Genomic DNA, 20,018 nt, shown 5'->3' with positions numbered 1-20,018 from the left:
GTCCGGTGGACGGGCGGCGGTGCCGGTTAGGCTGACGGCGCCGGTGCGGCAGGACCGGTCCGATGCCGTGTGTCCGAGGAGCGCCCCTTGCCCGGTCCGTCCCGCGATTCCGCTTCCGAGTCCCGCCCCACCCTGGAGGCGGTGGCCGCTCGCGCGGGGGTCTCGCGGGCGACCGTCTCCCGGGTGGTGAACGGCGGGGCGGGGGTGCGCAAGGCGCTGGCGGAGCAGGTACGCAAGGCCGTCGAGGAACTGGGCTACGTTCCCAACCACGCCGCCCGGACCCTGGTCACCCGGCGCAACGGCGCGGTCGCCGTGATCGTCGACGAGCCGGAGTCCCGGATCTTCTCCGACCCGTTCTTCTCCCGGCAGATCCGCGGCATAGGCCGCGAACTGGCAGTGTACGACTCACAGTTGGTGCTGCTACTGGTGGAGGGCCGGGGCGATTTCGACCGGGTCGCCCGCTATCTGGCCGGTGGCCATGTGGACGGGGTGCTGGCCTTCTCCCTGCACACCGACGGCGGACTGCCCTCGGTCATCCGCCGGTTCCGGGTACCCGTGGTCTACGGCGGCCGGCCGGGCCGCCCCGGCGAGACCCCAGGACCGGCCGTGCCCTACGTGGACTGCGACAACCGCGGCGGCGCGGCGGCGGCCGTGCGCCATCTGGTCTCCCTCGGCCGGCGCCGGATCGCGCACATCGCCGGGCCGCGCGACCAGACCTCGGCGCTCGACCGGATCGACGGCTACCGCGATGTACTGCCCGACGCGGACCCGGCCCTGACCGCGGACGGCGACTTCACCGCGGAGGGAGGGGCGCGGGCGATGGCGGAGCTGCTCGGCCGCGCCCCCGGCCTGGACGCGGTCTTCGCCGCCAACGACCTGATGGCCTCCGGCGCGCTGCGGGTGCTGCGCGAGCGGGGGCGCGGGGTGCCGGACGAGGTGGCGCTGGTCGGCTTCGACGACATGGGGTCGATAGCCGAGGCCACCGATCCCCCGCTGACGACGGTCCGTCAGGATGTCGAGGGCATGGGCCGGTTGATGGTGCGGATGCTGATGGACCTGCTCTCCGGAAGCGGCGGCCCCGAGGAGCCGCTGGCCGTGGTCACCCCGACGGAGCTGGTGCGCCGGGCCTCCGCCTGAGCCCCCGTCGCACAAGAGGCAGGGGCGCCCCCCGGGTACCCGGTGGACGCCCCTGCCTTCGGTGCGGTGGTGCCGGACCGCTACTCGCAGGTCCCGGCGAAGGTTGCGCGGGTCACCACATCGGTGGCGGCCGCGGTGGTGTCCAGCCAGGCGATGCGCTGGCCGTCACCGAGCGACGGGGCCAGCTGGGCGCCGGAGGAGCAGGAGACCCGGGTGTACGTGTCGAGACCGGCGACCACGTCGGCGGTCCTGGCGACCTTCGCCTTGCCCGGCCCGCTCCAGGAACCGAGCGCGCCCCACAGGTCGAACGTGGAGTAGGCGAAGTACTCGTCGGTGACGGAGAACTGGGCGAGGAAGACGCTCGACGGGTAGCGCAGCTTGGCGGCCTTGGACAGGTCGTCGAGCGGGGCCGACAGGAAGCCCGTGCTGGGGATCAGGAAGCCGCCGGTCTCGCGCCAGAAGACCCGGTCCGAGGTGAGCTGGATGTCCGAGACGTAGTCGAAGAGGAACCCGGTGATGCGCTTGGTCTGCGTGGTGCCCGTCTTGACGTCGTGGACGTACACGTACGTGCCGTCGCCGCCCGCCCAGGCGATCCGCCCGTTCTTCATCGCGAGGTGGCTCGCGCGGGAGCCCGCCTCGGGGGTCACGTTGACCGTGGTGCCGTCCGCCTTGCGGAGCATGACGTCCTGCTCGCCGTCGGCGGTGGTGCTGATGTAGGCGAGCGCGCCGTTGTCGGTCACCGGCTCGGTCTCGTCGGCGTCGGGGCGGTCGACGACCTTCTTGATCGCGCCCTGGCCCTTGGGACCGGTCTGGTAGACGCCGATGGAGTCACCGGCGATCCGGGTGAAGACGATGCGGTCGTCGTCGAGCGAGGGGTCGAGCAGGTACGCGTCCTTCTGGGCCAGCTCGTGCGTCGGCTTCTTGCCGAAGCGGCCCACGGTGATCCCGAAGGCGGCGCTGCCCTGGTCCCAGGCGATGGCGTCGCCGTGGCTGATCGCGTAGACGTCGCCGTTGATCTGCGCGGCCTGCTCGTCGACGCCGCTGTAGACCTCGTAGGCGGGCAGGACGTCGGCGCCGATGGTGGTGCCGTCGTGCGTGCCGCCCTTCTGCTCCCAGCCCGCCTCGATGCCGTGGGTGTCGAAGGCCTTGTCGATGGCGGCGAGATCGGTCTTGGAGACGTTCAGCGACTTGGCGGCCAGGGTGACCGCGTTGCGCATGTCGGTGAAGCCGGACAGCGGGGTGAGGTAGTTCTGCGCGGACCGGTAGATGATCCGGTCGGCGAGCTTGCTGTCGATGTTCTTGCGCATGTCCCACAGCGCGCCGCCGACGATGGTGGAGTTGTGGTGCACCCCGCCGTTGTCGATGTCGAGCGGGATGGGCTGGTAGTCCTGCTGCGCGCTGCGCCCGTCGTTCAGGTCGCGCAGGGCGCACTCCTCCAGCGGCTTGGTGCCGTTGCAGAGGTACTCGCCGATGAGGCCGGACGTGGGGTCGCTCATCGCGACGCCCTTGTCGGCGGTCTCCATGGCGTTGCCGAAGTAGTCGGATATCGCCTCGTTGAGCGCGCCGGACTGGTTGAGGTAGACGAGACCCGCGGAGTGCTCGGTGACGCCGTGCGTCATCTCGTGGCCGACGACGTCCAGGCCGACGGAGAGCGGTACCCCGTTCATGTGGCCGTAGACCATCTTGGAGCCGTCCCAGAAGGCGTTGGCGTAGTCCTTGCCGTTGGAGGCGACGTTGACGACGGAGTAGATCGTGCCGCCCTTGCCGTCGACGCCGTCGCGGCCGATCTGGTTCTTGTAGTACTCGTAGACCTTCGCCGCGTTCAGGTGGGCGTCGACCGCTCCGGAGGTGGTGTTGGCGCCGTCGAAGCGGTCGCCCGCCGAGGTGGCCAGCGGGATGTCGTCGGTAACCGGGCCGCCCGCAACGTCCGTGTACTGCTTGCGCTGCGCGTCGTAGGTGCGGATCTGGCCGCCGGTGGACGGGTACATGGCGCGCGTGGAGTCGACCAGGGTGTACGAGCCGTCCGTCTCCTTGTTGACGTCCAGCTTCGCCTCGGTGCCGTCGACGCGGACGCCGGTGCCCTGCGCGGGCGAGGCGTCGGCAGCGTCGACGTTGTTGTACGAGAGCGCGATGCCGCCGACCCGGGCGTCGATGTACACCTCCTGGCGCACCGGGGCGCCGTTCGCCTTGCCGCCGGTGACGGTGAAGTGCCAGGCCAGCCGGCCGCCCTTGGCGTCGGGCAGTACGGACAGGCCGTGCGCCTCGGTCTTCGCGCCCCGCACACCGGACAGGCCGCGGTCCAGGGCGAACATCCGCTGCTTCGCGGTGGCCTCGCTCACCGTCGGCGTGGTGGAGACCGTGAGGTCGGTGTAGAGGGTGCCGGTCGCGGAGGTGACCTGCTGGCCGCCGTCGGCCGCCCGGGTCTGCACCGCGTACTCGGCGCCGAAGACCGGGACACCGTTGTGCTTCTGCTGGAAGCGCACCGAGGACTGGTTGCCGTCCTTGGTCGTCCTGACCGTGCTCAGGTCGGAGACGGGGACCTTGTAGGTGTCCCGGTGGGCCTTGATGTGGGCGCGGGCGGCGTCGGCCGGGGTGCCCTCGCGGGCGGACTTGTCCAGACCCTGTGTCATCGCCGGCGCGACCCGCACCGGATCGGGCGTCCGCTCCGGAGCGGTGTCGTCCGCCCAGGCCGGCGCGGCCAGCAGTGACGCGCCGGTCGCGGCGGCGACCACCCCGGTCGCCAGCAGCCGCAGCACGTTCGTTCGTCTCACAGGACCTCCCCATCGCACACCTGCGCCTGATCCGTACGGGCATCCGGCGCTTGACGTGCTGATCGTTCGCCATGCGGGCGCGGGTGAACAAGGGATGACGCTGGCGCGAAAGCGCCGTGGCGTAATTACGCCTCAGCCGCGGCCGGGGTCAGCGGGGTTGTCCGCGGCGTCCGGCAGCCAGCCCGCGCGGGCCGCGTACCAGCCGAGCTGGAAGCGGGTCGCCGCACCCACCTCGTCCATCAGCGTGTGCAGCCGCCGCTGGACGGTGCGGTGGCCCATGCCGAGCTGACGGGCTATCGCCGCGTCGGTCAGCCCGACGTGGAGAAGGGCCACGATCTGCCGGTCGACGGCGGCGATCCGGGCCCCCGGCTCCTCCTCCGTGCCGAAGGCGCTCAGCCGCCAGCCCTTGGCGAAGTGCTCCTCGAAGAGCGAGACGAGCGCCGTGAGCAGCCCGGTACGGTGCACGACCAGGGCCACCGGCTCCGTCTCGCGCTCCGGGTCCAGCGGCAGCAGCGCGATCCGGCGGTCCACGATGGCCAGCTTGATCGGCAGCTTGTCCGTGACGGAGATGTGCTGGCCCTGGGCGACGCAGGAGGCGAGCAGGGCGGCGGTCCGCGGATGCTCCAGCCATTCGCGTTCGACGACACTGCGCACGCTGACCCCGCGGCGCGCCATCTCGGCGTCCACCTCGTCGTGGTTGTCCTCAAAGCTGAGCACCGCGGGCACCCGCCGGGTCGGCACCAGGGTGCAGACCTCGATCCTGGCCTGGCGCTGCATGCTCAGCAGCCGCCGCCGGATGGCGGCCGGGCCGGACAGCACCTCCACCGGTGCTCCCGAGGCGTGCGTCTGGGCGGAGCGGTGGCGTTCGGCGAGGTCACCGACGAGCGATTCGACCCGGTGGAGCGCGGAGCGGCGGGATTCCAGGAGCGGGCCGAGCGCGAGGAGCGGCGAGGCGGCCCGGTAGCGTACGACGCCCTCGGCGTCCGGCCGGGCGGCGCTGGCGAGGCCGCGGTCGACGAGCGAATCGAGGACACGGGTCACCGCCGCGCCGTCCAACGGGCCGGTGAGTGCCTCCGGTTCGCTGTCGGGCCGGTCCACCAGCCGGCGGTAGAGCGCGTCCTCGTCCGGTGCGAGCCCGACCATGGTGAGCAGGGCCGCGTCGGCCGGACCGCCCGGCGCGGCGGCCCCGGGGCGCGCGGCCCCGCCGGGTCTTCCGGGCTCCCTCCGGTCCTCGGGCTCCTCGTGCTCTTCCGCCCCCTCGCGCCCTGCCCCGGCACCCGCCACCGGACCCACCCCGCTTTCTGCCGCCGCGTCGACCAAAAGCAGGTTATCCGGCCGGTTTGCGCAGGTCGGGGCCGCCCGGTGGGCCTCAGTCGAAGTCGTAGACCGTGACCTCCACGCCCCGGCCGGTCAGCCGCTCCTGGATCAGCGGCTCGATCCGGGACCACTTCCCGCCCGCGAGGCCGCAGCCGATCCGCGGCATGTGGACGGAGGCCCCCAGCTCCTCGGCCCGGTCGGCGACCGCGCCGAGCGCCGTGTCGATCGCCTCGTAGCGCACCGGGACGCCGTTGCTGCCCCTGCGGATGCCTCGCTGGCCCACCATGTTCGCCACCCAGATGTCCGGCCGCACCTGCACGAACTGTGCCGCGCCGAGGCCGAAGTCGTTGTCCGCGCGCTCGCGGTGCCAGCGGCGGTAGGCCGCCTCGGGCTCGGGCCAGCGGCGGGAGAGGGCGAGGACGAACCCCTTGCCCCAGCCGCCGAGGTCGTTGCAGACATGGGCGATCAGCTTGACGCCCTTGCCCTGGGGCGCGGTCGCGTCCCCCTGGATGTACGTGATTCCTGACATGTGGGCAGACCCTACGCGGCGCCTCTGACAGTCGGGCACTTTCACATCATTGGTGAGACAGCAATACTGTTGCGTCGGGCGGACGCCGCACACGGCGGTCCGTCCTCACGGCCCGACACGAGGAGCAGATATGGCGACCGGGGCCGACGAGCCCACGCTCACCGTCGACGAGCTGGCGGCGCGCGCCGGGGTGACCGTGCGTACGGTGCGTTTCTACAGCACCCGGGGGCTGCTGCCGCCCCCGGTCATCGGCCCGCGCCGGGTGGGGCGGTACGGCCCCGACCACCTCTCCCGGCTGGCGCTCATCGAGGAGCTCCAGCACCAGGGCATGACGCTGGCCGCCATCGAGCGTTACCTGGAGCAGCTGCCGCCCGACCTCAGCGCCCAGGACCTGGCGATCCACCGGGCCGTGGTGGCCTCCTGGGCGCCGGACTCCGCGGAGGACGCGACCCGGGCGGAGCTGGAGCGGCGGGCGGGCCGGGCGCTGTCCGAGCAGGACATCGCCCGGCTGGCGGCCCTGGGGGTGCTGGAGCGCGCGGAGCCGGTCGACGGGAGCTACCGGGTGGATCCGGGGCTGCTGCGGCTGGGGGTCGAGCTGCTGGGTGTGCCGATCGCGCACGAGACGATCCTGGCGGCCCGCACGGTGCTGCTGGAGCACTCCCGGTCCGCGGCGCAGGAGCTGACCCGGCTGTTCCGGGACGAGGTGTGGGGTCCGTACCGGGAGCGGGAGTCGGACCCGGAGCACGTGGCGGCGATGAAGTCGCTCTCGGCCCATATGCAGCCGATGGTGCTCCAGGCGCTGGTGACCGCGTTCCAGCGGTCGCTGAAGGAGGAGCTGCGGGCCGCGTTCACTGCGCGGTGAACGCGGCCCGCGGGGGCCGGGGCCGCCGTCAGTCGTGGAAGGTCTCGCCCTTCTCGGCCTTCTCCACCAGCAGCGCGGGCGGCAGGAAGCGGTCGCCGTACCGCTCGGCGAGCTCCCGGGCGCGGGCCACGAAGCCGGGCAGGCCGCCCTCGTACCCGTTGATGTACTGGAGCACGCCGCCGGTCCACGGCGGGAAGCCGATGCCCATGATGGAGCCGATGTTGGCGTCGGCGACGGTGATCAGGACGTTCTCCTCCAGGCAGCGGACGCTGTCCAGCGCCTCGGAGAAGAGCATCCGCTCCTTCATGTCGGTGAACGGGACGTCCGTGTCCGGCTTGGTGAAGTGCTCGCGCAGTCCGGGCCACAGGCGGGTGCGGGCACCGTTCTCGTCGTACTCGTAGAAGCCGGCGCCGCCGCTGCGTCCCGGCCGGCCGAACTCGTCGACCATCCGGTCGATGACTCCGTCCGCGGGGTGGCCGGGCCAGGTGCCGCCGGCCTCCTCGACGGCCCGCCTGGTCTCGTCGCGGATCCTGCGCGGCAGGGTGAGGGTCAGCTCGTCCATCAGGGAGAGCACCTTGGCCGGGTAGCCGCACTGGGCGGCGGCCTGCTCGACGGAGGCGGGCTCGACGCCCTCGCCGACCATCGCGACGCCCTCGTTGATGAACTGGCCGATGACCCGTGAGGTGAAGAAGCCGCGGGAGTCGTTGACGACGATCGGGGTCTTCCTGATCCGGCGGACCAGGTCGAAGGCGCGGGCCAGGGCCTCGTCGCCGGTCCGCTCGCCCTTGATGATCTCGACCAGCGGCATCTTGTCCACGGGCGAGAAGAAGTGCAGCCCGATGAAGTCGGCCGGGCGCTCGACGCCCTCGGCGAGGACGGTGATGGGCAGGGTGGAGGTGTTGGAGCAGAGCAGTGCGTCCGGGGCGACGACGTGCTGGATCTCCTGGAACACCTTGTGCTTGAGCGCGGTGTCCTCGAAGACGGCCTCGATCACGGCGTCGCAGCCCGCCAGGTCGGCCGGGTCGGCGGTCGGGGTGATCCGGGCCAGCAGTTCGTCGCGCTTTGCCTCGGTCGTACGGCCCCGGGCGAGCGCCTTGTCGAGCAGCTTCTCGCTGTACGCCTTGCCCTTGGCCGCGGCCTCGGCGGAGACGTCCTTGAGCACGACGTCGATCCCGGCGCGGGCGCAGGAGTACGCGATGCCCGCGCCCATCATCCCGGCGCCGAGCACGGCGACCCTGGTGACCGGGCGCTCCTCGATGCCCTTGGGGCGGCTGGCGCCGGAGTTGACGGCCTGGAGGTCGAAGAAGAACGCCTGGATCATGTTCTTCGCGACCTGGCCGGTGACCAGCTCGGTGAAGTAGCGGGCCTCGATGGTCTGCGCGGTCTCGAAGTCGACCTGGGAGCCCTCGACGGCGGCGGCCAGGATGTTGCGGGGCGCGGGCATCGGGGCACCGCCGAGCTGCTTCTTCAGGTTCGACGGGAAGGCCGGGAGGTTGGCCGCGAACTTCGGGTTCGACGGGGTGCCGCCGGGGATCCGGTAGCCCTTGACGTCCCAGGGCTGCTGGGACTCGGGGTGGGCGTCGATGAAGGCGCGGGCCTTGTCGAGCATCTCGTCGCGGGTCGCGGCGAGCTCGTGGACCAGGCCGTTGTCCAGGGCCCGGCGCGGGGTGTACTGGGTGCCCTGGAGGAGGACCTTCAGCAGGGCGTCGGCGATGCCCATGAGGCGTACGGTTCGGGTGACGCCGCCACCGGCGGGGAGCAGGCCGAGGGTGACCTCGGGCAGGCCGATCCGGGAGCCGGGGGCGTCGAGGGCGACGCGGTGGTGCGCGGCCAGGGCGATCTCGTAGCCGCCGCCGAGCGCCGCGCCGTTGATGGCCGCGACGACGGGCTTGCCGAGGGTCTCGATGCGGCGCAGCGCGCTCTTGATGGCGAGGCCGGTCTCGAAGACCTGCTGGGCGTTGTCGGGGCCGACCTTGATCATGTCCTTGAGGTCGCCGCCCGCGAAGAAGGTCTTCTTGGCGGAGGTGTAGATGATGCCCCGGATGGAGTCCTTCTCGGCCTCGGCACGGTCGGCGACGGCGGCGATGGATTCCTTGAACGCCTGGTTCATCGTGTTGGCGGACTGGCCGGGGTCGTCGAGTACGAGGGTGACGACGCCTGTCTCGTCCTGTTCCCAGCGGATGGTCGTGCTCTCGGTCATGGTTCTTCTTCTCCGTAGGCGGGGGACGGTCAGACGCGCTCGATGACGGTGGCGATGCCCATGCCTCCGCCGACGCAGAGGGTGGCGAGGCCGTACCGCTGGTCGCGGCGTTCCAGTTCGTCGATGAGGGTGCCGAGGATCATGGCGCCGGTGGCGCCGAGCGGGTGGCCGAGCGCGATGGCGCCGCCGTTGACGTTGATCTTGTCGAGGGAGAGCCCCATGTCCCGGGCGAAGCGGAGCACGACGCCGGCGAAGGCCTCGTTGATCTCGACGAGGTCGATGTCGTCGATGGTCAGCCCGGCCTTGGCGAGGGCCTTGCGGGTGGCCGGGGCGGGGCCGGTCAGCATGATGGTCGGCTCGGAGCCGGAGACCGCGGCGGAGACGATCCGGGCGCGCGGGGTGAGTCCGTAGCGCTCGCCGGTCTCCTTGTTGCCGATCGCGACGAGGGCGGCGCCGTCGACGATGCCGGAGGAGTTGCCCGCGTGGTGGACGTGGTCGATCTTCTCGACCCAGTGGTACTTCTGCAGCGCCACCGCGTCGAAGCCGCCCATCTCGCCGACCGCGGCGAAGGAGGGCTTGAGCGCCGCGAGCGAGTCGGCGGTGGTGCCGGGGCGCATGTGCTCGTCGTGGTCGAGGACGACGAGTCCGTTGCGGTCCTTGACCGGGACGACGGAACGGGCGAAGCGGCCCTCCTTCCATGCCTCGGCGGCGCGCTCCTGGGAGAGCGCGGCGAATTCGTCGACATCGCGGCGGGAGAAGCCCTCGATGGTGGCGATGAGGTCGGCGCCGACGCCCTGCGGGGCGAAGCCGACCTGGTAGCTGGTCATCGGGTCCATCGCCCAGGCGCCGCCGTCGGAGCCCATCGGCACCCGGGACATCGACTCGACGCCGCCGGCGAGGACCAGGTCCTCCCAGCCGGAGCGGACCTTGGCCGCGGCCAGGTTGACGGCCTCCAGACCGGAGGCGCAGAAGCGGTTCTCCTGGACACCCGCGACGCTGTCGGGGAGCCCGGCGGCGACGGCCGCGATGCGGGCGATGTCGGAGCCCTGGTCGCCGAGCGGGCTGACCACGCCGAGGACGATGTCGTCGATGGCCGCCGGGTCGAGGCCGGGGAAGCGGTCACGGAGTTCGTGGATGAGGCCGACGACGAGGTCGATCGGCTTGGTGCCGTGCAGGGCCCCATTGGCCTTGCCGCGGCCGCGCGGGGTGCGGATCGCGTCGTAGACAAACGCTTCGGTACTCAAGACAGCAGCCTTTCGGGGTGGTTGTGCGAGGGTTCAGGCGAGCAGGGAGCGGCCGATGATCTCCTTCATGATCTCGGTCGTACCGCCGTAGATGGTCTGGATACGGCCGTCGGTGAACGCCCTGGCGACCGGGAATTCCGCCATGTAGCCGTATCCGCCATGGAGTTGGAGACAGCGGTCGGCGACGCGTTTTTGCAGTTCGGTGGCCCACCACTTGGCCATCGAGGCGTGCACGGCGTCGAGGGTTCCCTCGGAGTGGTCGACGATGCAGCGGTCCAGGAAGGTACGGGTGACGGCGCACTCGGTGGCCATCTCGGCGATCTCGAACCGGACGTGCTGGAGCTTGGAGAGCGGGCGGCCGAAGGCCTCGCGTTCCTTGACGTACGCGGTGGTGATCTCCAGCAGGTGCTCGGCGGCGGCGATCCCGGCCACCGCGATGCCCATCCGCTCCTGCGCGAGGTTGGTCATCAGGTGGATGAAGGCGCCGTCCCGCTCGCCGAGGAGGTTCTCCTTGGGGACGCGTACGTCGTGGAAGAAGAGCTCGGCGGTGTCCTGGGACTTCTGGCCGATCTTGTCGAGGTTGCGGCCGCGCTCGAAGCCCTCCGCGCCGCGCTCGACGACGATCAGCGAGAGCCCCTTGGCGCCGCCCTCGGGGGTGGTCTTCGCCACGACCACGACCAGATCGGCGAGGATGCCGTTGGAGATGAAGGTCTTGGAGCCGTTGAGCAGCCAGTGGTCGCCCTGGTCCTCGGCGGTGGTGCGGATGCCCTGGAGATCGGAGCCCGCGCCGGGTTCGGTCATGGCGATCGCGGTGATCGTCTCGCCGCTGCAGAAGCCGGGCAGCCAGCGCCGCTTCTGCTCCTCGGTGGCCAGGCCGGTGAGGTAGGGGCCGATGATGTCGTTGTGCAGGCCGAGCGCGAGGCCGGGGGCGCCCGCCCGGGTGAACTCCTCGGCGAGAACGGCGCTGTAGCGGAAGTCGGGGTTCCCTCCGCCGCCGTACTCCTCGGGCACGGCGAGGCCCAGCAGCCCCTGCCGGCCGGCCGCGAGCCATGCCTCGCGCGAGACGATGCCGTCCTTCTCCCACTGCTCGTAGTACGGGAGCACTTCCTTGGTGAGGAAGGTGCGCACGGTCTCGCGGAACGCGTCGTGCTCCTCGGTGAAGATCTGCCGCTGCACAGCGGGCCTCCTGGAGTCGTGTCTCGGTGGTGGAGTGGGTGCCGGGCCCCGGGTCAGCCGGTGAGGCCGGGTACGCCCCAGTCGGCGGCGACGGCCTCGGTGTCCGCGCCGGGCCGTGCGGGAGGGCGGCGTACGGAGACGGGGGTGGCGGAGAAGCGCGGCGCGGGGGCGGGCTGGGTGAGCCCGTCGTGCTCGACAAAGGTGGAGCGGGCGGCCAGGTGCGGATGGCCGGGCGCCTCGCGGAGCGAGAGGACGGGGGCGACGCAGGCGTCCGACCCTTCGAACACCTCGGTCCACTCGGCGCGCGTACGGGTACGGAACCGGTCGGCGACCGTCGTGCGCAGTTCCTCCCACCGGGCGATGTCGCCCCGGTCGGGGGCGCCGTCGCCGAGCCCGAGGAGCCGGACGAACTCCGCGTAGAACCGCTGCTCCAGCGGCCCGACCGCCATGTACTGCCCGTCGGCGGTCTCGTAGGTGCCGTAGAACGGGCAGCCGCCGTCCAGGAGGTTGGAGCCGCGCCGGTCCTGCCAGCCGCCGGCCGCCAGCATGCCGTGGATCATCGTGGCGAGGTGGGCGGCCCCGTCGACGATCGCCGCGTCCACCACCTGACCCCGGCCGCCGGGGGTGCGGGCGTGCTGGAGGGCGGCGAGGACGCCGACGACGAGATAGAGCGAGCCGCCCGCGTAGTCGCCGACGAGGTTGGCCGGGACGGTGGGCGGCTCGCCGGGCTTGCCGATCATGGAGAGGGTGCCGGTGAGCGCGATGTACGCGATGTCGTGCCCGGCGCGCTCGGCGAGCGGCCCGTCCTGGCCCCAGCCGGTCATCCGGCCGTACACCAGCCCCGGATTGCGGGCCAGGGCGGCGTCGGGGCCGACCCCGAGGCGCTCGGCGACGCCCGGCCGGTAGCCCTCGATCAGGATGTCGGCGCGCTCGGCCAGATCGAGCACCGTGTCGGCCCCGCCCGCGGACTTGAGGTCGACGAGCACGGAGCGCTTGTTGCGGTTGGTGAGGTCGTACGCGGGGTCGATGCCCAGCCCCGGGCCGCCGGGCCGGTCGACCCTGACGACGTCGGCACCGAGGTCGGCCAGGAGCATCGCGGCGAACGGGCCGGGGCCGATGCCCGCCAGTTCGACCACCCGCACCCCCGCCAGTGGGCCCCGCAAGTCGTGCTCTGTCGTTGCCATCAAGCCCCCAGCGGTATGACACAACTGATGTAACAGCGATGATGCTAAGAATGCGCCGCGCTCCGCACAACCCCTGGGGCCGAGCAAGCGCTTAGGGTCTCTCGTCCGGATCGGGCCGGGCTCGTGTGCCGGATCCTTCCGCACCCCGGCCGCCCTGCCGCACAGCGCCACGGCCCGCTCCGCTACCCTCTGCCTGCCACATCGGCACCAGGCCCCCGCGGAGGCAGTCATGAACAGGCGGAACGGGGCGCGACGCCCCTACGACGTGGTCCTTTTCGGCGCCACCGGCTTCGTGGGCGCCCTCACCGCCGAGTATCTGGCCGTCCGCGCGCCCGCCGGCCTCCGCTGGGCCCTGGCCGGGCGCGATCCGGCCCGGCTGGAGCGCCTGCGCGACCGGCTCACCACGCTCGCCCCGCACTGCGCGGACCTCCCGTTGCTGCGTGCCGACGCCGACGACGAGGGCTCCCTGCGCGCGCTCGCCGAGTCCGCCGCCGTGGTGGCCACCACGGTGGGCCCCTATGTCTGGTACGGGGAGAAGCTGGTCGCGGCCTGCGCCGAGGCGGGGACGGACTACGCGGACCTCACCGGCGAGGCGGAGTTCGTGGACCGGATGTATCTGGCGCACGACGCGCGGGCCCGCGAGACCGGGGCCAGGATCGTGCACGCCTGTGGCTTCGACTCCGTACCGCACGACCTCGGGGTGTACTTCACCGTCCAGCGGCTGCCGAAGGACGTGCCGCTGACCATCGACGGCTTCGTGAGCAGCGACGCCGTCTTCTCCGGCGGCACGTTCGCCTCGGCGCTCGCCGCGATGGGCCGCGGCACCCGGATGCTGCGCGCGGCCCGGGAGCGCCGGCTGCACGAGCCGCGGCTGGTCGCCCGCCGGGCCGGGGCCCCGTTCGGCGCCCCGCACTTCAGCCCGGAGACCGGCGCCTGGGCGCTGCCGCTGCCGACCCTGGACCCCCGGGTCGTCGAACGCTCGGCGCGGGCGCTGGACCGGTACGGCCCCGACTTCCGCTACCGCCACTTCGCCTCGGTGCGGCGCCTGCCGGTGGCGCTCGGAGGCGCGGTGGCGGCCGGTGGTCTGCTGGGCGCCGCGCAGATCCCGGCGGCCAGGTCCTGGCTGATGGGCCGGTACGAACCGGGCCGGGGGCCGGACGCGGAGCGGCGCGGGCGCAGTTGGTTCCGGGTGCGGTTCGTCGGCGAGGGCGGCGGGCGGCGGGTCTTCACCGAGGTCTCGGGCGGGGATCCGGGCTACGGCGAGACGGCGAAGATGCTCGCCGAATCCGCGCTCTGCCTCGCCCTGGACGAGCTCCCGCCGCTCTCGGGGCAGCTGACCACGGCCACCGCGATGGGGGACGCGCTGACGGGGCGGCTGCGCGCGGCCGGTCTGCGCTTCCGGGTCGCCTCCGCGCGCTGAGCCGGCGGGCGCCGGGCCGGCACACCGGTGGCGGCAGGCACTCGCGCGGAACGGGGTCCGCGGGGAACGGCCCGGGACACCGGGCGTACGCCGCTCGGCGCCGGGGGCCGACCGGCACGATCCGCCGCGCGGCACGGCGTCAGAGCGCCCAGGACACCAGGGTGCAGACGATCGAGACGGCCCAGACCACACCCGCCACCATGCCGAGGGTCATTCCCACCGCGAGCCGCCGCTGGGCGAGGTAGACGGTGCCGGGTCGTGTGGACGTTCGATGTTCGTTCATGGGTACAAGCTTGCCGGTCATGATCGACAAGCGGTATCCGTACGCGTACTCAGGCGGCGGTCGCTTCCTTCAGGGCCCGGCGGCAGAGCGCGTCCGCCCTGCGGGTGGTCTCCGGCTGCCGGAAGTCGCGGGCCAGCCGCAGGGTGTGGGCGCAGGCGTTGTCCAGGCCGGTGCGGTGGCCCACGGAGACGAAGACGGGTTTGACGCCGTCCTGGGTGCGCAGCGCCCGGCCCACCTCCTCCTCCCCGTCGAGCAGCGGTGACCAGTCGCCCCGGCACGGGCCGGGCTGCTCGTAGGTGAAGGTGAACGGGTTCTTGGCGACGCCGATCGCCGGGAGGCCGGTGATGACCCCGAGGTGGCTGGCGAGTCCGAAGCGGCGGGGATGCGCCCGGCCGTAGCCGTCGCAGATCACGAGCCCGGGGTCGACCGGCAGCGCTTCGAGGGCGGCCAGCACGGTCGGGATCTCGCGGAAGGCCAGGAGGCCGGGAACGTACGGGAAGGTGATCCGGCCGGTGGCGGTGGTCTCGGCGACCACCTCGCACGTCGCCGCGTCGAGGACGACCGCCGCCGCGACGACGACATCGCGCTCGTCGTCGTAGGCGACGTCGACGCCGGTGACCCGTCCGGTGCCGGGCGGCGGGCCCGGTTCGTCGAGCACCACCCGGGTCCGCAGAGCGTCCTGGACGGCGCGGGCCTCGGCCTCGTCGGCGGGCATCGAGAACTCTGTCATGGTGCCGGCGAGTCTACGGGCCGTCCCGTACCCCTGACGGGCCAGGCCCCGGGCGGTGGCCGGCGGCCGCCGTCCGGCCCGTAGCCTGGCGGCATGTTCGTACTGGAATTGACCTACACCGCCCCCGTCGAACGGATCGACGCGCTGCTCGCGGACCATGTCTCCTGGCTCGACACGCAGTACGAGGCCGGGGTGTTCATCGCCTCGGGCCGCAAGAACCCGCGTGACGGCGGGATCGTCCTGGCCGTCGGGGACGACCGGGCGAAGATCGAGGAGATCGTCGCGGCGGACCCGTTCACGGTGCATGGGGTGTGCGCGTACAGGGTCACGGAGTTCATCGCGACGAAGACGGCGGCCGGGCTGGCCCCGTACCGCCAGCAGTTGCCCGGATAGCGGGTGCCTCCCGGGACGGATCCGGTCCCGTCCCGGGAGATGCGCGGCGGGTGTTCAGTGTCCGGAGCGGGCCACCCGGCCCTGCTCACCGGCCGCCCAGCAGCCGCCGTCCGCCGTGCAGTCGACGGTGTCGTACGAGCCGGTGTCGACGGTGCGCCAGGTACGGCCGCCGTCCGTCGTGAGGTCGGTGCCGGTCGGGCCGACCGCGAGCGCGGCCGATCCGCTGTGCGGCAGCCAGGCGACACCGGAGCGGTAGGCGGCCGGCGGGGTGGCGGACTGCCGCCAGGTCCGGCCGCCGTCGCCGGACACCGCCGCGGCCCGCGGCGAGGCCTCGCCGGGCCGGTAGTCGCCGCCGACCGCGATGCCGTGCCGGCGGTCGCGGAAGGCCAGTGCGAAGACGCCGCGGGCCGGGTCCCCGGCCGGGATCGTCGACTCGGCCGCGGTCCAGGTCAGCCCCCGGTCGGCGGAGTGCAGCACGCGCGCGGTGTCCGCGCCGCCGGTCGCCAGCCAGACGTCCCGGGGGCCCGAGGAGACCAGGCACTGGCCGCCGGCGGCGAACGCGGCCTCCCCGGGCCGCGCGTCCGGCATGCCCGTGGCGGGCAGCACCCGCCAGCTGCGGCCGCCGTCCGCGGTCGACAGGATGCGGTACCTGCCGTCCACCGGATCGCTCATCGCCAGTCCGTGCCGGCTGTCGAAGAAGGTGAGGCAGTCGTAGAAGGCGCGGGCGTCGGTGTTGCGGAACGACTCCGTCCAGGTCGCACCCCCGTCCTCGGTGCGGTACACCCGGGAGGCCTCGCCCTCCCCGATGGCCAGGGCCACCGCCCGCCGGGCGTCGAACGCCTCGATGTCGCGGAACTCCAGTGCCTCCCGGGCCGCTCCGGCCGGTGAAACATCGCGCCAGTGCCGGCCGCCGTCGACGGTGCGCAGCACTGTGCCCCCGGACCCCGCGACCCAGGCGGTGCGCCGGTCGACGGCGGCCAGGCCGCGGAACCGCGCGTCGGTCCCGGTGTCGGTCAGCGTCCAGGCCGGCCGCTCGGCGGGCCGGTCCCGGTCGCGCGGCGCCGCCGCTCCCGCCGGTGTGGCCGAGGCCGCGACCAGCGCCGCCGCACAGAGCCCCCAGGACATCAGCCGTCTCGTCTTCCCCTTGACCCTCATGGCGCTGGAAGCTAGCCCACCGGTTCGCGCCCCGTCCAGGGTCCGCCGCCGGGAAACGGCCGCGAGCACGCCGCCACGGCGCGCGGTGACACAGCTCACGCGGCGACCCGGTGCACGCATCCGGGAATTCCGTCGTCTCCATCAGTGCCGGGAGCCGTCCGTCCGGCAGCGAAGGGGAGCAGGTCGTGTCCACCGTCATCCAGCAGTCCGTGCAGGCCCGCATGGTCGCGTCCGCGCCGCGGATGGAGACCCTTCCCGCCACGCTCCGGTACGACCCGAGCGATCCGTTCACCGTACGGATGGCGTTCCCCGCCCCCGCGACCCTGGAAGGCACCGAGGTCGCGTGGGAGTTCTCCCGCGAGCTGCTGGCCGCGGGGATGGACACGTCGGCCGGCGTGGGGGACGTACGTATCAGGCCGTTCGGCTACGACCGTACGGTCCTGGAGTTCCACGCCGTCGAGGGGGTCGCGATGGTGCACGTCCGCACGTCCGAGCTGCGGCTCTTCCTGGAGCGCTCGCTGGAGCGGGTACCGACCGGCGACGAGCACCGCTTCCTCGATCTCGACCGGGGGCTGACCGCACTGCTCGGCGGCCCCTGCTGACCCGGGGCCCGTCCACCCCGGGCACGGACTTCGCCGGGCGGGCCCACGGCATTCGGCATTGCCGTGACACATCGTGAGGCACTAGGGTCGGCCGGGTGACTGCCGGGTCGGCCATGGGCCACGCACAAGTGAGGCACCCGGCCCCGGCGTGAGCACGAGGCGGGCCAGAGGCCCGCCGTCTCCTCCGCGTCCCCCTTCCCGGCGCCCACGCGTGGCGCTTCCCACCGGAACAAGGACTCGGAGTCACATCCGCGCATGCCACATGATCAGCAGTACCCGCCCGAACCGGCCGGCGCCGTCGAGCTGAACCACACCGCCGTATACGCCACGGACCGGTACCTCTCGGCCGAGTTCATCGCCGCGATCCTGGGTCTGGAGGTCGGCTCCCCCTTCGGGCCGTTCCTCCCCGTCGACCTGGGCAACGGCGTGACACTCGACTACTACGAGAAGCGCGACGAGGCGGTCCAGCCGCAGCATTACGCGTTCCTCGTGCCCGAAGAGCGGTTCGACGCCATGATCGCCCGCCTGGAGACGGTCGGGGTCACCTACTACGCCGACCCCGGCCACACCGAGCCCGGCCGGATCAACCGCCTCTTCGGCGGGCGCGGCGCCTACTTCGACGACCCGGACGGCCACAACATGGAGATCATGACCCGGCCGTACGCGCGGCCGTAGCGGCCCACGGGACGGGGCCGCCCGCTCCGCCCCGCGGCCTCCCCGGCCCCCGTCCCGGACCAACTCCGGACCAACTCCGGGGCGAGGCGGCCGGGGAGCCGTTCGGGCCCCGGCCGCACACGGGCGGGCCTCGGTGCCGCACGCGCCGGCCACGGCCGGATCCGTCGGCAGCGTCACGCTTGTCCGACAGGGTCCGGCGAGGTCCGGCACATCAGTGGTGGAAAATCCCCACATAACGTCAGACATCCGGTCGATGCACGGGGCGGATTGGCGGCGGCCTTACCCCCGCCTTAACCTACGGTCTCGTAACCTACGTACCCGTAGGTACTTCTCCCGTCCCCAGGAGTCCCCAGTGACGATCACCGCTCCCCACCTCGGCAGCCCGAAGGCGTGGACCGACGCCCAGCTGCTGTATGCCTTGGAAGAGGTGGTGGAGAAGGAGCTCAACCGCCATCTGAAGGTCGCCAAGGACTGGATGCCCCACGAGTACGTGCCGTTCTCCGACGGCCGGAACTTCCCCGGCGTCTTCGAGGACGGAGAGGCCTGGCAGGCCGACCAGTCCAAGGTCACCGACATCGGCAAGATCGCTCTGGTGGTGAACCTGCTGACCGAGGACAACCTCCCCAGCTACCACCACGAGATCGCCTCGCTCTTCGGCCGCGACGGAGCCTGGGGCACCTGGGTGCACCGGTGGACGGCGGAGGAGGGCCGCCACGGCATCGTGATGCGCGACTACCTGCTCACCTCGCGGGCGGTCGACCCGGACAAGCTGGAGCAGTTCCGGATGGCGCACATGGCGGAGGGCTTCGAGTCCGACAACCGGCACTCGATGCTGCACTCGGTGGCGTACGTGGCCTTCCAGGAGCTGGCGACCCGGGTCTCGCACCGCAACACCGGTCACCAGTCGGGCGACCCGGTCTGCGACCGCATGCTGGCGCGGATCGCGACCGACGAGAACCTGCACATGGTCTTCTACCGCAACCTCCTCGGTGCGGCCTTCGAGCTGGCCCCGGACCTGACGATGCAGGCCGTGCGCGATGTCGTCGTCAACTTCCGGATGCCCGGTCACGGCATGCCCGGCTTCGAGCGGGCGGCCGCGCAGATGGCGATCGGCGAGATCTACAACATGCGCATCCACCACGACGACGTGATCCAGCCGGTGCTGCGCTACCTCAAGATCCTCTCCATCGACGGGCTGGGGCCGGAGGGTCTGAAGGCGCAGGAGGAGCTGGGGATGTTCATGGGCGGCCTGGACCACGAGGCGTCGAAGTTCGACGAGAAGCTGGCGGCCCGCAAGGCCCGGATGTCGGCGCGCGGCCGCGTCTGACGGTCCGTGGGTGGCGGGGCGGGGCCCGCTCCGCCACCCGGCGCTCATACCGTCGCGTGCAGGTCCTGGGCGTAGTGGGTGATCGCCTCGTGGTACTCGCGCACCGACGGGTCCGTGCTGCCGGACGCGAGCAGTTCCAGCAGCAGCCGCATCGCCTCGTGGTGCGCACCGGTGTTGAAGAGGGCCATGGCGAGGAAGGTGCGCAGCGCCCCGTCCCCGGGGAACTGTCCGACGCCCTCGCGCAGGGTCCGGACCGCCTTCTCGTACTGCCCGAGCACCCGGTAGGTGCTGCCCAGTCCGAGCAGCGCGCCCTGGCGGTCCTCCTCGGTCAGCCCGGCGCCGGTCAGGGCACGTTCGTAGAAGGGCACGGCCTCGGCCTCCAGGCCGAGCACGTCGTGGGCCCAGGCGGTCTGGTACGCGACCGTCGCATCGTCGGGGAAGGCGGCGCAGAGGGCGAGCAGCCGCTGCCGGGCCTCTTCGCGGCGGCCCTCCGCGCGCAGGGCCACGGCTGCCGCGAGCAGACTGTCCCGGTCGTTCCGGTCGTGATCGTTCATCCCGTTATCGTGCCAGGTCCCGTGCGTCCGGCCTGATCCGGGCGGGGACCTCCAAGAGGGTGTTTCAGGCGCGGCGGGTTCTGCGCAGGCGCTCCCGCTCCTTCTCGGAGAGGCCGCCCCAGACACCGAAGCGCTCGTCGTTGGCGAGGGCGTATTCGAGGCAGGCCTGCCGTCCCTCGCAGGCGCCGCAGAGCTGCTTGGCCTCGCGGGTGGAGCTGCCGGGGGCCGGGAAGAAGAACTCGGGGCCGGCCTGGGCGCACAGCGCTGTCTCCTGCCAGGCGAGTGCGGGGTCGGTCGCGGTGTTGATCAGCATGGGACCACCATGCCCGGTCGCGATAAACGACTGATCAACGCGCCATCAATGCGGCGCGCCGAAGACTTCCGGCCAGGTCTCTGGATACCCGGGCGGTACGGCCGGGAAACCCTGCCGGGGAGGGCCGGGCGCGGTCCGTTCTCGCG

The 20,018-nt window shown here is 72.4% G+C and carries 19 protein-coding genes; 7 read left to right on the top strand and 12 right to left on the bottom strand.

Annotation, left to right across the window (positions count from 1 at the left end; all coding sequences use genetic code 11):
* Window positions 1-87 precede the first annotated feature (87 nt).
* On the top strand, window positions 88-1,137 hold the full coding sequence (locus ACFCV8_RS28200; protein WP_376688275.1) for a LacI family DNA-binding transcriptional regulator: 1,050 nt from the start codon (window positions 88-90) through the stop codon (window positions 1,135-1,137).
* 80 nt (window positions 1,138-1,217) lie between these two features.
* Here ACFCV8_RS28200 and ACFCV8_RS28195 read toward each other — a convergent pair whose 3' ends face one another.
* From ACFCV8_RS28195 to ACFCV8_RS28185, 3 genes are all read right to left on the bottom strand, one after another.
* On the bottom strand, window positions 1,218-3,908 hold the full coding sequence (locus tag ACFCV8_RS28195; RefSeq protein WP_376688274.1) for a M4 family metallopeptidase: 2,691 nt from the start codon (window positions 3,906-3,908) through the stop codon (window positions 1,218-1,220).
* Between the two features lie 132 nt (window positions 3,909-4,040).
* Complete coding sequence (locus ACFCV8_RS28190) at window positions 4,041-5,192, bottom strand: helix-turn-helix transcriptional regulator (RefSeq protein WP_376688273.1); 1,152 nt, start codon at window positions 5,190-5,192, stop codon at window positions 4,041-4,043.
* A gap of 85 nt (window positions 5,193-5,277) precedes the next feature.
* A complete protein-coding gene (locus ACFCV8_RS28185) occupies window positions 5,278-5,754 on the bottom strand; it encodes a macro domain-containing protein (protein ID WP_376688272.1) in 477 nt (158 codons plus the stop codon).
* A gap of 130 nt (window positions 5,755-5,884) precedes the next feature.
* Here ACFCV8_RS28185 and ACFCV8_RS28180 point away from each other — a divergent pair, with 130 nt between their 5' ends.
* Complete coding sequence (locus ACFCV8_RS28180) at window positions 5,885-6,616, top strand: MerR family transcriptional regulator (RefSeq protein WP_376688271.1); 732 nt, start codon at window positions 5,885-5,887, stop codon at window positions 6,614-6,616.
* 28 nt (window positions 6,617-6,644) lie between these two features.
* Here ACFCV8_RS28180 and ACFCV8_RS28175 read toward each other — a convergent pair whose 3' ends face one another.
* From ACFCV8_RS28175 to ACFCV8_RS28160, 4 genes are read right to left on the bottom strand one after another with little or no spacing between them, the layout of a single operon-like run.
* Window positions 6,645-8,816, bottom strand: a complete 2,172-nt coding sequence (locus ACFCV8_RS28175; protein WP_376688270.1) for a 3-hydroxyacyl-CoA dehydrogenase NAD-binding domain-containing protein — start codon at window positions 8,814-8,816, stop codon at window positions 6,645-6,647.
* A 29-nt stretch (window positions 8,817-8,845) separates the two neighbouring features.
* On the bottom strand, window positions 8,846-10,060 hold the full coding sequence (locus ACFCV8_RS28170) for an acetyl-CoA C-acetyltransferase (protein WP_376688269.1): 1,215 nt from the start codon (window positions 10,058-10,060) through the stop codon (window positions 8,846-8,848).
* Window positions 10,061-10,093: 33 nt separating this feature from the next.
* Window positions 10,094-11,236 carry an acyl-CoA dehydrogenase family protein gene (locus ACFCV8_RS28165; protein ID WP_376688268.1) on the bottom strand — a complete coding sequence of 381 codons (1,143 nt, stop codon included), beginning with the start codon at window positions 11,234-11,236 and terminating at the stop codon, window positions 10,094-10,096.
* A gap of 53 nt (window positions 11,237-11,289) precedes the next feature.
* Window positions 11,290-12,420, bottom strand: coding sequence for a CaiB/BaiF CoA transferase family protein (locus tag ACFCV8_RS28160; RefSeq protein ID WP_376688267.1), 1,131 nt, complete (start codon window positions 12,418-12,420; stop codon window positions 11,290-11,292).
* Window positions 12,421-12,649: 229 nt separating this feature from the next.
* Here ACFCV8_RS28160 and ACFCV8_RS28155 point away from each other — a divergent pair, with 229 nt between their 5' ends.
* Window positions 12,650-13,840 carry a saccharopine dehydrogenase family protein gene (locus ACFCV8_RS28155; RefSeq protein ID WP_376688266.1) on the top strand — a complete coding sequence of 397 codons (1,191 nt, stop codon included), beginning with the start codon at window positions 12,650-12,652 and terminating at the stop codon, window positions 13,838-13,840.
* 139 nt (window positions 13,841-13,979) lie between these two features.
* Here ACFCV8_RS28155 and mmpA read toward each other — a convergent pair whose 3' ends face one another.
* Both mmpA and ACFCV8_RS28145 read right to left on the bottom strand, forming a co-directional pair.
* Window positions 13,980-14,123 (bottom strand): morphogenic membrane protein MmpA, encoded by a 144-nt coding sequence (gene mmpA, locus ACFCV8_RS28150; protein ID WP_376688265.1) that lies wholly within the window; start codon window positions 14,121-14,123, stop codon window positions 13,980-13,982.
* Window positions 14,124-14,172: 49 nt separating this feature from the next.
* Window positions 14,173-14,853 carry an endonuclease V gene (locus ACFCV8_RS28145; RefSeq protein WP_376688264.1) on the bottom strand — a complete coding sequence of 227 codons (681 nt, stop codon included), beginning with the start codon at window positions 14,851-14,853 and terminating at the stop codon, window positions 14,173-14,175.
* Between the two features lie 93 nt (window positions 14,854-14,946).
* Between ACFCV8_RS28145 and ACFCV8_RS28140 the strand changes: the two genes are divergently transcribed.
* Window positions 14,947-15,246 (top strand): YciI family protein, encoded by a 300-nt coding sequence (locus ACFCV8_RS28140; protein WP_376688263.1) that lies wholly within the window; start codon window positions 14,947-14,949, stop codon window positions 15,244-15,246.
* Between the two features lie 54 nt (window positions 15,247-15,300).
* On the opposite strand, the gene ACFCV8_RS28135 is transcribed toward ACFCV8_RS28140, so the two are convergent.
* Window positions 15,301-16,401 carry a WD40/YVTN/BNR-like repeat-containing protein gene (locus ACFCV8_RS28135; protein WP_376688262.1) on the bottom strand — a complete coding sequence of 367 codons (1,101 nt, stop codon included), beginning with the start codon at window positions 16,399-16,401 and terminating at the stop codon, window positions 15,301-15,303.
* 185 nt (window positions 16,402-16,586) lie between these two features.
* Here ACFCV8_RS28135 and ACFCV8_RS28130 point away from each other — a divergent pair, with 185 nt between their 5' ends.
* The 3 genes from ACFCV8_RS28130 to ACFCV8_RS28120 all read left to right on the top strand — a co-directional run bounded on the left by ACFCV8_RS28130 (window position 16,587) and on the right by ACFCV8_RS28120 (window position 19,005).
* Window positions 16,587-17,003, top strand: a complete 417-nt coding sequence (locus tag ACFCV8_RS28130) for an SsgA family sporulation/cell division regulator (protein ID WP_376688261.1) — start codon at window positions 16,587-16,589, stop codon at window positions 17,001-17,003.
* Between the two features lie 255 nt (window positions 17,004-17,258).
* Complete coding sequence (locus ACFCV8_RS28125; protein WP_376688260.1) at window positions 17,259-17,678, top strand: VOC family protein; 420 nt, start codon at window positions 17,259-17,261, stop codon at window positions 17,676-17,678.
* Between the two features lie 352 nt (window positions 17,679-18,030).
* Window positions 18,031-19,005: an acyl-ACP desaturase gene (locus ACFCV8_RS28120; protein ID WP_376688259.1), complete on the top strand. Its 975-nt coding sequence runs from the start codon at window positions 18,031-18,033 to the stop codon at window positions 19,003-19,005.
* A 44-nt stretch (window positions 19,006-19,049) separates the two neighbouring features.
* Here the strand turns inward: ACFCV8_RS28120 and ACFCV8_RS28115 are convergent, their stop codons facing one another.
* The gene (locus ACFCV8_RS28115; RefSeq protein WP_376688258.1) at window positions 19,050-19,559 is read right to left on the bottom strand and encodes a tetratricopeptide repeat protein; all 510 of its coding nucleotides are present in this window, start codon (window positions 19,557-19,559) and stop codon (window positions 19,050-19,052) included.
* Between the two features lie 64 nt (window positions 19,560-19,623).
* Window positions 19,624-19,872: a WhiB family transcriptional regulator gene (locus tag ACFCV8_RS28110; protein WP_376688257.1), complete on the bottom strand. Its 249-nt coding sequence runs from the start codon at window positions 19,870-19,872 to the stop codon at window positions 19,624-19,626.
* Between the last annotated feature and the right edge of the window lie 146 nt (window positions 19,873-20,018).

Origin of the sequence: Streptomyces sp. NPDC056347 (assembly GCF_042262625.1) — a bacterium.
In the GTDB taxonomy this organism is placed as follows: Bacteria; Actinomycetota; Actinomycetes; order Streptomycetales; family Streptomycetaceae; genus Streptomyces.
The sequence above is the reverse complement of the archived record's forward strand: the minus strand, read 5'-3'. Positions and strand labels throughout refer to the sequence as shown.